Genomic DNA, 13894 nt, shown 5'->3' with positions numbered 1-13894 from the left:
TCGCGGCGTTCCCCCGTTTTCCCTCTAAAGAGGGCCGCCGCCCCCTCATCCGTGTAATACCGCGCGCAGTCCCCGCGCCCGATCCTCCTGCCAACGCAATCGGGAGGAAATCGGGTGGCGAACAACAATAAAAACGCCTTCGCGCAGAAGCACGCAATCGTCGTCGGCGCCAGCACCACGGGGCTCATCGCGGCGGCGGCGCTCGCCCGCCACTTCGCGCATGTCACGGTACTGGAGCGCGACACGCTCCCCGCGGAGCCGGAATGGCGCAAGGGCGTGCCGCAATCGCGCCATGTGCATCTGCTGCTTCGCTGCGGGGAGGAAGTCATCAGCCACTATTTCCCCGGCCTGACGGACGAACTCGCCGCCGCCGGCGGCCGCCGCATCGACATGGCGGGCGACACGCGCTGGTTCTATGCCGGCGGCTGGAAGGCCCGCTTCAAGAGCGGCATCACCATGCATTGCCAGAGCAAGGGTTTCCTCGAATGGGCGATCCGCCGCCGCGTTGAAGCGCTCGGCAACGTCACCATCCGCGACCGCGCGGAAATCGATACCTTCACCACGGCCCCCGGCGCCGTCACCGGCGTCCGCCTGAAGGATGGCGAGGAGATTGCCGCGGGCCTCGTGGTCGATGCCTCTGGTCGCAATTCGAAAACGCCACAGCGTCTCGCGGTCCTCGGCTTCGGCACTGTCGAAATATCTGAGCTGCCCGTCGATGTCGGCTATGCAACCCGCGCCTACCGCATCCCGCCGGGCACGCGCGACTGGCAGTCCCTGATCGTTCACCCGCGTTACCCCGACGCCCGCATCGGCGTCATCATCCCGGTCGAGGGCGATCGCTGGCTCGTCACGCTGGTCGGCTGGCGCGGCGATCAGCCTCCCGCCGATGACGAGGGCTTCCTCGAATTCGCGCGCGGCCTCTCCGTCCCGGACATCTACGACGCGATCCGCGACGCCGAACCGCTCACGCAAGCCGGCCTTCACCGCTTCCCCGGCAATCTCCGCCGCCACTACGACCGCCTCGCTACCATGCCGGACGGCCTCGTCGTCATCGGTGACGCTGCCTGCTCCTTCAATCCCATCTACGCACAGGGCATGACGCAAGGCGCCACGGCGGCGCGCATTCTCGACGATTGCCTCGAGCGCCGCGCGAAGCGCCGCAATTTCGATCTCGCGGGCTTCGGTCCCGTCTTCCAGCGCGAATACGCGAAATTCGCCAACCGCTGCTGGCTTATCTCCACCACCGAGGAGTACCGCGATCCGCTGGTCGCGCCCCATCCGCCGCTCTGGACGAGGTTCGCCAACTGGTATCTGGAACAGGTCCACGAACTCTCATGGAGCGACCGCCGCGCCGCGAAGAGCTTCCTCGAAGTCATGCACCTGCTTCGCCCGCCCGCGTCGCTGCTTGCGCCCGCGCTGGCAACCCGCGTCCTGGCGCACGGTCTTTTCGCTCGCGCCCACTGAAAACAAGAACAAACACCGGAGGGAATTTCCATGTGGCTGACAGACAGGCAGAGGCGGCGTATATCGCCCGCCGAAAAAGACGCGACCGGCATTCCGATTCCGACCCGCATCGTCTCCAACGGCGAATACATGCCGATGCCGCAGACGCCGGATCAGGCCCGCGTCGAAAACGGCATTCTCGCCGCGGCCGATGAACAGGGGCGAAAGCTCGGCCTGGATCGCCGCGCCTTCCTCCGCTCCGGCGCAGGCCTCGCCGCCTCCTTCATGGTCATGAACAAGGTCTTTGGCGGCGACGTCTTCTCCGTCGCCCACGCCGAAGCGATGGACCCGGCAGCCGCCGCCGAGCGTGCCGCCCGCTTCGCCGATCAGTACATCGTCGACATGCAGCTCCATTTCGTTCGCGACGATTATACCTGGGACGGCATCCTCCATCTCGGCAACTACGCGAAACAGTGGAACGCCGATCTCGACAACATCACCTTCGACAGTTTCAAGTTCGACAACTTCATGAAGGAGGTCTATTTCGACAGCGACACGAAAATAGGCCTCATCAGCGCCGCGCCCGCCGATCACGGGCCGAACGTCATCATGAACAATGACGGCCTCGCCGACGCGCGCAATTTCGTCAACAAGGCCTCCGGCTCGCGCCGCATGCTGGCCCACACGGTCATCGCGCCGGGTCAACCCGGCTGGCTGGAAGAGATCGACCGCGCCATCGAAGTCCTGAAACCCGACAGCTGGAAGGGCTACACGCTCGGCGATCCCTTCGACAATTCGCAATATCCGTGGCGCCTCGACGACGAGAAGCTGATGTACCCGGCTTACGAGCGCATGGTGAAAGCGGGCATCCGCAATGTCTGCATCCACAAGGGTCTGCTGCCGGAGGATTACGAGAACGTCATCACCCACTGGCGCCACGCCATGGTGGACGATGTCGGCGCCGCCGCGCGCGACTGGCCGGACTTGAACTTCATCATCTATCACTCCGGCTTCCGCCCGCTCATGACCTCGCCGGACCCGCTCCTGGCGCAGTTCGAGCAGACGGGCCGCATCGACTGGGTGAGCGATCTCGCCGACATCCCGGAGAAATACGGCGTCACCAACGTCTATGCCGAACTCGGCACCACCTTCGGCAGTTGCGCCGTCACGCATCCGCGCCTTGCCGCTGCCCTGATGGGTGTCATCATCCGCGGCATGGGCGCCGACCACGTCATCTGGGGCACGGACAGTGTCTGGTACGGCTCGCCGCAATGGCAGATCGAGGCCATGCGCCGCATCGAAATCCCGGAAGATATGCACAAGGCCCACGGCTTCGCCCAACTCGGCGCGGGCGACGGCGAGGTGAAGAACGCGATCTTCGCCGGAAACGGCACGCGCCTCTATGGCCTCGAAGACCTCGCGCGGCCCGGCGCCGCCTGGCGGACGGACAGCCTGTCCAAAGTGAAAGCCGAATATGTGGCGGCGGGCGCCGAGCCTTCCAACAATTATTACGGCTTCATCCGCAGCGCCGGAGGGCAGGGCTGATGGCCGGCATCTTCAGCGGAAAAACGGTCCTCATCACCGGCGCCTCGGCGGGCATTGGCCGCGCCATGGCGGAGGGCGCCGCGCGTGAAGGCGCCTCGCTCGCCCTCGGCGACATCGCGGAAACGGGCGAAGAGGTTGCCGCGGCGCTGCGCGCGAAAGGCGCGAAGGCATTCTTCATGCGTACCGACGTCCGCAGGAAATCGGACATCGACGCCCTCGTCGCCCGCGCGAAATCCGAGTTCGGTGCCAGCCCGCATATCGCCTTTGCCAATGCCGGTATCGAGGGCCGCCTCGCAGCACCGTGGGAGCCCACCGAGGAAGACGTCCTCCGCGTCATCGACACGAACGTCGTCGGCGCCTGGCGCACCATGGCGGCCGTCCTGCCGGCCATGGTCGAGCGTGGCGAGGGCGCCATCGTTGCCACGGCCTCCGTCGCGGGCCTCGTCGGCGCCGGCGGTCTCGCGGCCTATGTCGCCAGCAAGCACGGCGTCGTCGGCCTGGTGAAATCGGTCGCCATCGACGTCGCCAAATCCGGCATCCGGGTCAATGCGCTTTGCCCCGGCATGATCGAAACGGCAATGGTCGATCGCCTCGCCGATGACATGCCCGGTTTCCGCGAGGCATTGCTCGCGCTGAAGCCGATGGGCCGCCTCGGTGTGCCGTCGGAAGCCGCCGAAGCCGCCATCTGGCTCGCGTCTCCGGCGGCGAGCTTCGTCACCGGCCACGCGCTCGCCGTCGACGGCGGCTACGCCGCTCAATAACGAACACAAAGAGGGAGAAGAAAATGGATACGAACACGATGACCATGACGGCGGAAGCCTCGAAGAAAGTGGTCGCCGATTTCCTCGGCGCCTGGCAGAAGCGCGACGTCCCCGGCATCATGGATTGCTTCGCGCCCGACGCGACCTATCACAATGTCCCGGTCGCGCCGATCAAGGGCATTGCCGGCATCCGCAAGATTTTCGAGGATTTCCTGTCGGCCTTCGAATATGCCGATCTCGAAATCATCCGCATTTGCGCCGAACCGAACCTCGTCTTCGCCGAGCGCGTCGATCATTTCCGCCTCCATGATGGCCGTAGCGTCGACCTGCCGGTGAACGGCGTCTTCGAGCTGAAGGGCGGGAAGATCTGGCGCTTCAGCGACTATTTCGATCTGGCCTCCTTCGAGGGTCCGACGGGCCTCAAGCTCTGACCCGAAAACGATTTCCCCGGCATGTGAGACTTTTTTCCGGTTGATGCGTTCTCCCCTCGAGAACATCATTCTGGAGAAAGTCGCGCATGTCGGTTCAGGGCTTTTCCGTCGCGAAGGGGCAGCGGGAAAGCGGCGGGCTCCTGCAGCCCGCGCGCAATGTCTGGCGCGTCGAACGCGCGGGCAGGGCGCATTTGCTCGTGGACGCTGCCGAATATTACGGCACCCTCCGTCACGCGATGCGCAATGCCGAACGCACGCTCCTCATCGTCGGCTGGGACATCGACAGCCGCACCCGGCTTGTCGGCGCCGATGGCCGCGCGGATGACGGCCTGCCCGAAACCTTCGGCGAGTTTCTCAAGGCCCTCGCAAAGGAAAAACCCGGCCTCTCGATAAAGCTTCTTCTCTGGGACTACTCGGTCATCTATGCGATGGAGCGTGAGTTGCTCCCCGTCGTCGCCTTCCGCTGGAATACGCCGGTGAACATCGACCTCTGCCTCGACGATCGCGTCCCGCTCGGTGCTTCCCATCATCAGAAGATCGTCGCCATCGACAACGGGCTCGCCTTCTGCGGCGGTCTCGACATCACCGTGCGCCGCTGGGATACCTCCGACCACGACCCCGGCAATGCCCTTCGCGTCGATCCGGGAAGAGAGCCTTACCGGCCGTTCCACGATGTGCAGATGATGGTCGACGGTGACGCCGCCGCCGCCCTCGGTGACCTTGCGCGCCGCCGCTGGGAACGCGCCGCCGCCGAGACGCTCGATCCGCCGCGCGCGGATGGCGATCCCTGGCCTCGTCACATCGAACCGCATTTCTCCGATATATCCGTCGGCATCGCCCGCACCGAGCCCGCCTATAATGGCAGCGAGGAAGTGCGAGAGATCGCAGCCCTCTACGGCGACATGCTCACCCGCGCGCATCGCTGGGTCTATGTCGAGAACCAGTTTCTCACTTGTCCGGATTTCGCCCGCCGCCTCGCCGCCCGCCTGCGGCAGGTGCCGGGGCTCGAGGCGCTCCTTGTCGTGCCGGAGACGCATCACACATGGCTTGAGCATCGCACCATGCTGATGGGCCGCGTCCGCTTCATGGAAATCCTGCGGGAGGAGGGCGTGACGGACCGCGTCCGCCTTCTTCATCCGGCTGTCGGCGCTGGTGAGCGTGCGGTTTCCGTCATGGTCCATTCCAAGGTCATGATCGTCGACGACACCATCCTGCGCGTCGGTTCCGCCAATCTCTGCAACCGCTCGATGGGCATGGATTCGGAATGCGACATCGCGCTGGAGGCCACGGGGCCCGAGCATCGCGAGGCCGTCATGGCCGCCCTCGGCCGCCTCCTCGGCGAGCATTGCGGCGCCGACCCGGCCCGCATTGTCGCTACCCTCCGGGACACCGGCTCCCTCTTCGCCGCCATGGACAATTGCCGCGACGGGACACGCGGCCTGCGTCCCGTCGACGATTCTCTCGACCTGACCGGCGATACCGCCACGGCCATGGAAGCGGTCGCGGACCCGGCCCGTCCCGTCGCTGCCGGCGAGCACTTCGCCGACATCGTCGATTTCGCGGGCGACGGCGAGAAGGCCGGCGGCATCTCCGCCATAGCGAAAGCCATGGGCGCCGTTCTCTTCGTCGCCGCTCTCGTGCTGCTCTGGCGCTACACGCCCTTGTCGGAATTCGCGGACCCGGAGCGGCTGCGCTCCTCCCTCGACGGCGTGGCGACCGGCGCCCTCGCTCCGCTTGTCGTCATCTCCATCTATGTGCTGACTGGCTTCATCGCCTTTCCCGTCACCGTCCTCATCGTCGCCACGGCGGCTGCTTTCGGGCTCTGGCCGGGGCTCCTCTATGCCGGCGTCGGCTCTCTTGCGAGTGCCGTCGCCACCTACACGCTCGGCCGTTCGCTCGGTGCGAACATGCTGCGAAACCTGATCGGCCCCCGCATAAACCGCATCGGCCGCGGCATCGGCAAGCGCGGTGTTTTAACCGTCATGACCATACGTCTCGTGCCGGTCGCGCCCTTCATGCTGGTCAATCTCGTCGCCGGCGCTCTGCGCGTTCCTGTCGTCGACTACATCATCGGCACAGTGCTCGGTCTCGCACCCGGCATCCTCGTCCTCTCCGTGCTCGGCGACCGCGTCTTCACGATCCTCGAAGACCCCTCGCTCATGGATGTCGCCATCATCCTCGGCTCGCTCGCCGCATGGATAGGCCTTGCCCTCGGCCTTCAGCGCCTTCTTTCGAAACGGCGGGGCTCGAAGTGAGGAGAGACCTGCTGCGCGTGCTGAGCTGGAATATCCATGGCGGTGTCGGCCGCGATGGCCGGTACGATCTCGCACGCATCGTCGCTCTGGTCCAGGATCACGATCCGGACATCATCGCTTTCCAGGAGGTGGATTCGCGCGGCAGGTCGGAAAGCGCGGCGCCGCTCTCCATTCTGAAGGAGGCGCTTGGCGAACATGCCGCCGAGGCGCGCACCATCTCCGCGCCCGACGGTCACTACGGCCACGCCGTCATCAGCCGCTTTCCGCTTTACGGCACCAGCGTCTGCGATCTGTCGTTCCGCACCCGCGAGCCGCGCTGCGCCATCTCCGCCCATATCGAAACCTCGTGGGGGCCCCTTCGCCTCGTCACCACCCATCTGGGCCTGAGCGTGTGGGAGCGCCGCACGCAATCCGCCGTGCTCGCGGACCTCGCTCGCCAGGAAGAACATCTTCCCTGCATTGTGATGGGCGACTTCAACGACTGGTTTTCGTTCGGCTGGGTCCGCCGCCGCTTGAGGGAGGTTCTTCCGGTCCGCACCATGGAGCGCACCTTCCCCGCGTCTTGGCCGCTTCTTCGTCTCGACCGCATCTATTGCGGCGGCAGGGCGGCCATCGTGAAAAGCTGGACAGACGCGCGCGCCGACGGCGTCTCGGATCACCTCCCCATCGTCGCCGACATCTCGCTCGCCGGCTAGCGGCGGGGCATGCCGTCAAGCGTCAGTATATCGGTATAGAGTTCCGGCCTCCGGTCGCGGAACACGCCCCAGTTCACGCGCTGCCGCCGGTTCTGCTCCACGTCGAACGTCGCCGTAAGAACTGCCTCCTCGCGCTCGTCCGCCTCCGCCACCTTGGCGCCCGAAGCATCCGTGATGAATGACGAGCCGTAGAACGTGATGGCGCAGCTTTGGCCTTCCTCCCGGCCGATACGGTTCGACGCCACCACGGGCACGAGGTTCGCCGCCGAATGCCCCTGCATCGTCCTTTGCCAGTGGTCGCGCGAATGGATCGTCTCGTCGTGGGGTTCGGAGCCGATGGCGGTCGGGTAGAGGATCACGTCCGCCCCCTTCAGCGCCAGGATGCGCGCCGTCTCGGGAAACCACTGATCCCAGCAGATCGCCGCGCCCACGCGCCCCGCCCGCGTGTTCCAGACGTGAAAGCCCGTGTCGCCCGGATTGAAATAATACTTCTCGCGATATCCCGGCCCATCGGGAATATGGGACTTGCGGTAAACACCCAGAATGTCGCCGCTGTCGATCATGACGAGGGAGTTGTATTGCGCGTTGTTCGCGCGCTCGTAGATGGAGATCGGCAGCACCACCTTGTATTCCGCCGACAGCGCCCGGAAATGATGTACCGCCGGGTTGTCGGCAATCGGCGTCGCCAGATGCATCAGGTCGGCCTCGGTGTCCTTGCAGAAATAAGGCGTCTCGAAAAGCTCCTGCAGCAGAATCACCTGCGCATCCCGCTCTACCGCCGCCCGCACCAGCGTCTCCGCCCGCGCGATGTTCTCGTCGCGGTCGTGGCCGCAGGCCATCTGCGTGGCGGCGACGGTCATATGCGTCATGCTTTCGCTCCTGATAAAACGCCGGCCTGCCGGTCCGGCCTCTCGCCGGTAGATAGTTGCAAATTGCGTCTATTGCGCGTCATGCGTCGATTTGGTGCCTGAAAATCGGCGGATTCCGCGGATTTTCACCTCGATAATTGCGGCAGATCAATTCCCGGTATCGGCTCTCCGCACATACTCGGCTGCACCTGCATTTCCGTAAAGAGGGGACCCGCCGGATGTTGCGTCATTTTGTTCATATCCTCGATTTCTCGAAGGAGGAGTTGCTCCGCATGATGGAGCTGACGGCCTTGCTCAAGCGGGCCGACAAGGACGGGGCCTGTCCGAGGCTTCTGAACGGTGCGTCCCTGGGGATGATCTTCGAGGAGCCGTCCACCCGCACCCGCGTCTCCTTCGAGGTCGCCATGACCAAGCTCGGCGGCCACGCGCTCTATCTCCGCCCCGGCGAAATTCATCTCGGCGCTCGTGAGTCGATCGGGGACACTGCCCGCGTCGTCTCCCGCATGGTCGACGTCATCGAGGCGCGCACGCTGAAGCACCAGACGGTCCTCGACCTCGCGAAATACGCGACCGTCCCGGTCATCAACGGTCTCACCGACTTCAACCATCCGACGCAGGTCCTCTGCGACGTCTTCACCATGACGGAGCATGCGCCGAAGGGGAAGAAACTCGAGGACCTCAAGCTCGTCTTCGTCGGCGATGCGACAAATGTCTGCGTCTCGCTCATGTTCATCTGTGCCCGCATGGGGTTTTCCTTCACGCAGGCGGCGCCCGCGAAGTATCAGGTCTCCGAAGCGCACCGCGCCATGGTGCGCGAGGCTTGCGCGGAGTCGGGCGCGACGATCTCCTTCACCGAAGACCCCGCCGCCGCCGTCGCCGAAGCCGATTTCATCTACACCGATCTCTGGTGGTGGGTTGGTCAGGAAAGCGAGATACCGGAGCGCAGCGCCGCTTTCATGCCGAAATTCCAGGTCAACGCGGCGCTGATGGCGAAAGCGCCGGCCACCGCGCGCTTCATGCATTGCCTTCCCGCCTCGCGCGGCGTCGAGGCGACGGACGAAGTCATGGACGGCCCTCAATCCATCATTCTCGATCAATCCGAAAACAGGCTGCACACCGAGAAGGCGCTGCTGGTCTGGTTCGTCTACCCCCGCCTGAAGCGCCCCTCCGAAGCGCTGCTCGCGCGCCACGAGGGACTGGTCGAGGATTTTCTGACGGACTTTTTCTGATCTTGCCGTGAGCGAAGCGGCGTGTGCCACGCGTAACAGGTTCAACCTTATCGGGAGAAAACAAATGACCGATCGATCCGCCGCCAATCCGCGTGGCTACAAGAAGGTCATGCGCGGCCTCGACCTGACGCTGTTCACGGTCTGCGCCATCCTCGTCATCGACCAGTTGGCGGCCTCCGCGGCCATCGGCCCGCAAGCCGTCTTCTGGTGGATATTCACCATGATCTTCTTCTTCGTGCCCTACGGCCTCATCACCGCCGAACTTGGCAGCACCTATCCCGATCAGGGCGGCATCTATGCCTGGGTGCGCCGCGCCTTCGGGCCGCGCTGGGGCGGCCGCACCGCCTGGCTCTGGTGGATCAACGTGGCGCTCTGGCAGCCCTCGGTCTTCATCCTCTTCGCCGGTATCTTCGCCGCCCTCTTCATGCCGGACCTCGGCCTCTGGACGCAGATCGCCATTGCCGTCGCGCTCACTTGGCTCACCGTCTGGATCAACATCGTCCGCCTCGACGTCGGCAAATGGGTGCCCAATGTCGGCGCCGTGTTCAAGGTCGCGATCATGCTGGTCATCGGCATCGGCGGCTTTGTCTATGCGGCCAATCATGGCGTCGCCAACGAGCTGACATTCTCCAGCATGGCGCCGAGCTGGGGAGCCTCGCTCGCCTTCCTGCCGGTCATCGTCTACAACTTCATGGGCTTCGAACTGATGTCCGGCGCCAGCGCCGAGATGAAAAATCCGGCCCGCGACGTGCCGGTGACGATCGCCGTTTCCGGCATCCTCATCGCCGCCTTCTATCTCTTCGCCACCATTGGCATCCTGATCGCTCTCCCGCTCGACGAAATCAACCTCGTCAGCGGCATCGTCGACACCTTGCGCGTATTGCTCGGTGAAGGCGGCGGCGTGTTCGTCGTCGTACTCGGCATCATGGCGCTCTACACCTTCCTCGCCAACATGGTGACCTGGACCATGGGCGCCAACCGCTCGGCGGCCGAAGCGGCACTCGACGGCAACCTGCCGGCGATGTTCGCGCGCCTCCACCCCGAGCACAAAACGCCTTCCAACGCCGCCATCGTGACGGGCGTGGTGACCTCGGTGGTGATCGTCGTCTACGGCCTCCTCGCCGCCGACGCGGAAGACCTCTTCTGGACGCTCTTCGCTTTCTCCTCCATCGTCTTCCTGCTCCCTTATCTCATCATGTTCCTGGCCTTCCTCCAGCTCCGCCGCATCGATGCGGACCGGCCGCGCCCCTACCGGGTGCCGGGCGGCAAGGGCGGGGCCTTCGTGTTCGCTCTGCTCTGCATGGCGTTCATCGTTCAGGCCATTGTCTTCTTCATCTACACTCCGGAGGAGTTCGACATGACATATGCCGTCTCCATCGTCATCGGCGTCGCGATAACGGTCGTTATCGGCGAGTTGATGATCATGCGGGCAAAGCGCGTCGCCGCGCCGGCAGGCTGACGGCGCCGGAGGAGAAAGACGAATGGTTCGATTGCTTGACACGACGCCGAAGGCGGACGGCTTCCGCATGCCGGCCGAGTTCGAGCCCCATGCCGGCACATGGATGCTCTGGCCGGAGCGCCCGGACAACTGGCGGCTGGGTGCGAAGCCCGCCCAGCACGCCTTCGTCGCCGTCGCGGAAGCGATTTCGCGCGGCGAGCCGGTGACGGTCGGCGCCTCGCCGCGCCAGTTCGCCAATGCGCGCGCGATGCTGCCGCCGCATATCCGCGTCGTCGAAATCTCGAACGACGATTCATGGATGCGCGACTGCGGCCCCACCTTCGTGGTCGACGGCGCGGGCGGGGTCCGCACCGTCGACTGGATATTCAATGCCTGGGGCGGTCTCGGCGGCGGCCTCTATTTCCCCTGGGACCAGGACGATCTCGTCGCGTCCAAGGTCGCCGAAATCGAGCGCGTGGACCGCTACCGCGCACCCATCGTCCTCGAAGGCGGCTCCATCCATGTCGATGGCGAAGGCACGCTCCTGACGACGGAAGAATGCCTTCTCAATCCCAACCGCAACCCCGGCCTCTCCCGTGCCGGGATCGAAGTAACGCTTGCCGAATATCTGAACCTTGAGAAAATCGTCTGGCTCGGCCTCGGCGTCGTCAACGACGAAACCAGCGGCCACATCGACAATCTCTGCTGCTTCGTGCGCCCCGGCGTCGTCGCCCTCACATGGACCGACGACAAGGCCGACCCGCAATACGACATCTCTCGCGATGCCTTCGAGCGTCTCTCCGCCGCCACCGACGCGCGCGGCCGCCGCTTCGAAATTCACAAGCTCCACCAGCCGGGTCCCCTCTACATCACGGAAGAGGAAAGCGGCGGCGTCGATGCGGTGGAGGGCACGCAGCCCCGCCTTGCCGGTGCGCGTCTCGCCGCGTCCTATGTCAATTTCTACATCGCCAACGGCGTCCTCGCCGTGCCCGTCTTCGGCGACCCGCATGACGGCGAGGCCATCGACAAGATCGCCGCGCTCTTTCCCGGCCGCACGGTTATGCCCGTGCCCGCCCGCGAAATCCTGCTCGGCGGCGGCAACATCCATTGCATCACCCAGCAACAGCCCGCACCGCGCGGCATGAGGAGCTGAGCGGATGCGGGTCCTCGTCGCCATCGGCGGAAACGCTCTCCTGAAGCGCGGCGAAACGCTGGGCATCGCCAACCAGCGCCGCAACATGGCCGAAGCCGCCGCATCGCTCGCCGCCATTGCCCGCGAGCATGAAATGATCCTCGTCCATGGCAACGGTCCGCAGGTCGGCCTCCTCGCGCTCGAGGCCGATGCCTACAAGGACGCGCCGCCCTATCCGCTCGACGTGCTGGGCGCGGAATCGCAGGGCATGATCGGCTTCGTGATCGAGGAGGCGATGCGCCGCCTTCTGCCGGAAAGGGAGATCGTGACGCTCCTCACGCAAACCATGGTCGATGCCGGCGACCCGGCTTTCGCCGCGCCGTCGAAACCCATCGGCCCGGTCTACGACGAAGAGACGGCACGGGCGCTCGCCTCGGAGCGTGGCTGGTCCGTCGCGCCGGATGGCAAGGCATGGCGCCGCGTCGTCGCCTCGCCCGCGCCCATGCGTATCGTCGAACTCGCATCCATCCGTATACTGATCGAAAGCGGTTGCCTCGTCATCTGCGCCGGCGGCGGCGGCATCCCGGTGCGTCCCGGTCCCGGCGGCGCACCCGAAGGCATCGAGGCCGTCATCGACAAGGACCTTGCCGCCCGCCTGCTCGCCGTTGAACTCGCCGCCGATTGCCTTCTGATCCTCACCGACGTCGACGGCCTCTATGCCGATTGGGGCAAGCCCGCCCAGCGCCTCCTCAAGTCCGTGGCCGCCCGCGACCTCGATCCCGCCGCCTTCGCTTCCGGCTCCATGCGCCCCAAGGTCGAAGCCGTCCGCGGCTTCGTCGAGGCGACCGGCCGCCCCGCCTTTATCGGCAGCCTCGCCGAGGCCGCGGAGGTTATGGCGGGCAGGGCAGGCACCCGCATCGAACCGTGAATTCCCCGTAAGCTGTCCTGAATCGCCGCCGCCCTCCGTGTCATCGCCGGGCAAGCCGGGTTATGCTCGCCGGAATTCGCCCCCATGTTCGTGGTAGATAGGCGACGCGGCGGACAGAAAAGGCGTAGACCCGGGCTCGAAGATGGTTGTTGGCATAGTGAGCACAAGCCCGGAGGCACCGCCCCGGCCGACCTTCCATGTCGCGCCGCCGCCGCCGCCCCGTCCGAAAGCATGGAGCGAATTCGCGATCGCGCTTGCCATCGCACTGTTCCTCAATCTCATGCTGCTGCTCCCCTTCATCATCCGCCCGCCGGTCGAGGCGCCTCCTTTTCAGGAGCCCGAAGCGATTTCGGTCGATCTCGTGCCCGAGCCGCGAGCCCAACCCCAGCCCGAAACGAAGCCCGAACCGGAGCCTGAACCCCAGCCGGAACCGGAGCCCGAACCCGAGCAGCCGGCCGGGCAGAGAGCCTTCACGCGCTCCGGCGGCGACAGCGACGCGCCGCCGGGCGATCCCGTGGAGGAAAAACCGGCCGCGCCCGAGGCGATGGACCCCGAGCCGCAGCCGGATGAACGCACCGTCGAGCCGCAGGAAGAAAAGCCCGCCGCGGCAGACATCCCCGGCTGGGCCCGCACCATCGAGCCCGGTTACGACATGCGCGCCGGCAACCCGGAAACATCGGCGGAAGCCCAGCAGGCGACGCGCGGCGGCGGGGGTGGCGACGCCTATCTGAACGCGATGGGCAAGCGCATCGTCGCCAATGTGACTTACCCGCCCGAGGCGGGGGGCCGGAGCGGCATCGTGGTTTTCGATCTCGTCGTCCACCGTTCCGGCGCGGTCCGGCGCGCCGTTCTGGTCTCCTCCACCGGCGTCCCCGCGCTCGACCGTGCCGCCGCCGAGGCCATCCAGCGCAGTCAGCCCTTCGCGCCTTTCCCGCCCGGCGTGACGGTCGAAACGGCCGACCTCCGCCTCACCCTGAAGATCGCCCCGAACATGCCTTAGCCCCTCTCCGGGCTTCCTGAAATGTGCCATTCTCTCATGCCCACCCTTTCGGGTGGGTATGGTGGCGGAAAACTGCCCCAGCATCCTCGCAACAAGGCGCCATCTGGGGAGGATAGCGTGCTGAAAACGATAAGTGCCTGGTTTCGTGGAGGAAATTCTACACAACTG

General features: G+C 65.5%; 12 protein-coding genes. 11 read left to right on the top strand and 1 reads right to left on the bottom strand.

Translation table 11 applies throughout. From position 1 onward, the window contains the following. Positions 1 to 114 precede the first annotated feature (114 nt). From Q8S60_RS07000 to Q8S60_RS06975, 6 genes are all read left to right on the top strand, one after another. Positions 115 to 1464, top strand: a complete 1350-nt coding sequence (locus Q8S60_RS07000; protein ID WP_305277423.1) for an NAD(P)/FAD-dependent oxidoreductase — start codon at positions 115 to 117, stop codon at positions 1462 to 1464. Positions 1465 to 1494: 30 nt separating this feature from the next. After that, positions 1495 to 2988 carry an amidohydrolase family protein gene (locus Q8S60_RS06995; RefSeq protein WP_305277424.1) on the top strand — a complete coding sequence of 498 codons (1494 nt, stop codon included), beginning with the start codon at positions 1495 to 1497 and terminating at the stop codon, positions 2986 to 2988. Next, on the top strand, positions 2988 to 3749 hold the full coding sequence (locus Q8S60_RS06990; RefSeq protein WP_305277425.1) for an SDR family NAD(P)-dependent oxidoreductase: 762 nt from the start codon (positions 2988 to 2990) through the stop codon (positions 3747 to 3749). Before Q8S60_RS06995 ends, Q8S60_RS06990 begins: the two co-directional genes overlap by 1 nt. A 23-nt stretch (positions 3750 to 3772) precedes the next feature. Next, positions 3773 to 4180, top strand: coding sequence for a nuclear transport factor 2 family protein (locus tag Q8S60_RS06985; protein ID WP_305277426.1), 408 nt, complete (start codon positions 3773 to 3775; stop codon positions 4178 to 4180). Positions 4181 to 4266: 86 nt separating this feature from the next. Next, entirely contained in the window at positions 4267 to 6435 is a 2169-nt protein-coding gene (locus Q8S60_RS06980) for a VTT domain-containing protein (RefSeq protein WP_305277427.1), read from the top strand. Beyond that, positions 6432 to 7130 carry an endonuclease/exonuclease/phosphatase family protein gene (locus tag Q8S60_RS06975; protein WP_305277428.1) on the top strand — a complete coding sequence of 233 codons (699 nt, stop codon included), beginning with the start codon at positions 6432 to 6434 and terminating at the stop codon, positions 7128 to 7130. Before Q8S60_RS06980 ends, Q8S60_RS06975 begins: the two co-directional genes overlap by 4 nt. On the opposite strand, the gene aguB is transcribed toward Q8S60_RS06975, so the two are convergent. Further along, positions 7127 to 7999 carry an N-carbamoylputrescine amidase gene (gene aguB, locus Q8S60_RS06970; RefSeq protein ID WP_305277430.1) on the bottom strand — a complete coding sequence of 291 codons (873 nt, stop codon included), beginning with the start codon at positions 7997 to 7999 and terminating at the stop codon, positions 7127 to 7129. The genes Q8S60_RS06975 and aguB overlap by 4 nt on opposite strands. A gap of 218 nt (positions 8000 to 8217) precedes the next feature. On the opposite strand from aguB, the gene ptcA reads away from it, so the two are divergent. The 5 genes from ptcA (at position 8218) to Q8S60_RS06945 (ending at position 13726) form a co-directional block, all read left to right on the top strand. Next, entirely contained in the window at positions 8218 to 9228 is a 1011-nt protein-coding gene (gene ptcA, locus Q8S60_RS06965) for a putrescine carbamoyltransferase (RefSeq protein WP_305277431.1), read from the top strand. Between the two features lie 64 nt (positions 9229 to 9292). Next, the gene (locus Q8S60_RS06960) at positions 9293 to 10687 is read left to right on the top strand and encodes an APC family permease (protein ID WP_305277432.1); all 1395 of its coding nucleotides are present in this window, start codon (positions 9293 to 9295) and stop codon (positions 10685 to 10687) included. A gap of 22 nt (positions 10688 to 10709) precedes the next feature. After that, positions 10710 to 11819 (top strand): agmatine deiminase, encoded by a 1110-nt coding sequence (gene aguA / locus Q8S60_RS06955; protein ID WP_305668452.1) that lies wholly within the window; start codon positions 10710 to 10712, stop codon positions 11817 to 11819. A 4-nt stretch (positions 11820 to 11823) separates the two neighbouring features. Beyond that, the gene (arcC, locus tag Q8S60_RS06950; protein WP_305277434.1) at positions 11824 to 12726 is read left to right on the top strand and encodes a carbamate kinase; all 903 of its coding nucleotides are present in this window, start codon (positions 11824 to 11826) and stop codon (positions 12724 to 12726) included. A 157-nt stretch (positions 12727 to 12883) separates the two neighbouring features. Continuing rightward, on the top strand, positions 12884 to 13726 hold the full coding sequence (locus tag Q8S60_RS06945) for an energy transducer TonB (RefSeq protein WP_305277435.1): 843 nt from the start codon (positions 12884 to 12886) through the stop codon (positions 13724 to 13726). Positions 13727 to 13894: the final 168 nt, after the last annotated feature.

This window comes from Parvibaculum sp. (genome assembly GCF_030694575.1).
Lineage (GTDB): Bacteria > Pseudomonadota > Alphaproteobacteria > Parvibaculales > Parvibaculaceae > Parvibaculum.
Note: the sequence above shows the minus strand (reverse complement) of the source record. Positions and strands in the feature narration are given on the sequence as shown.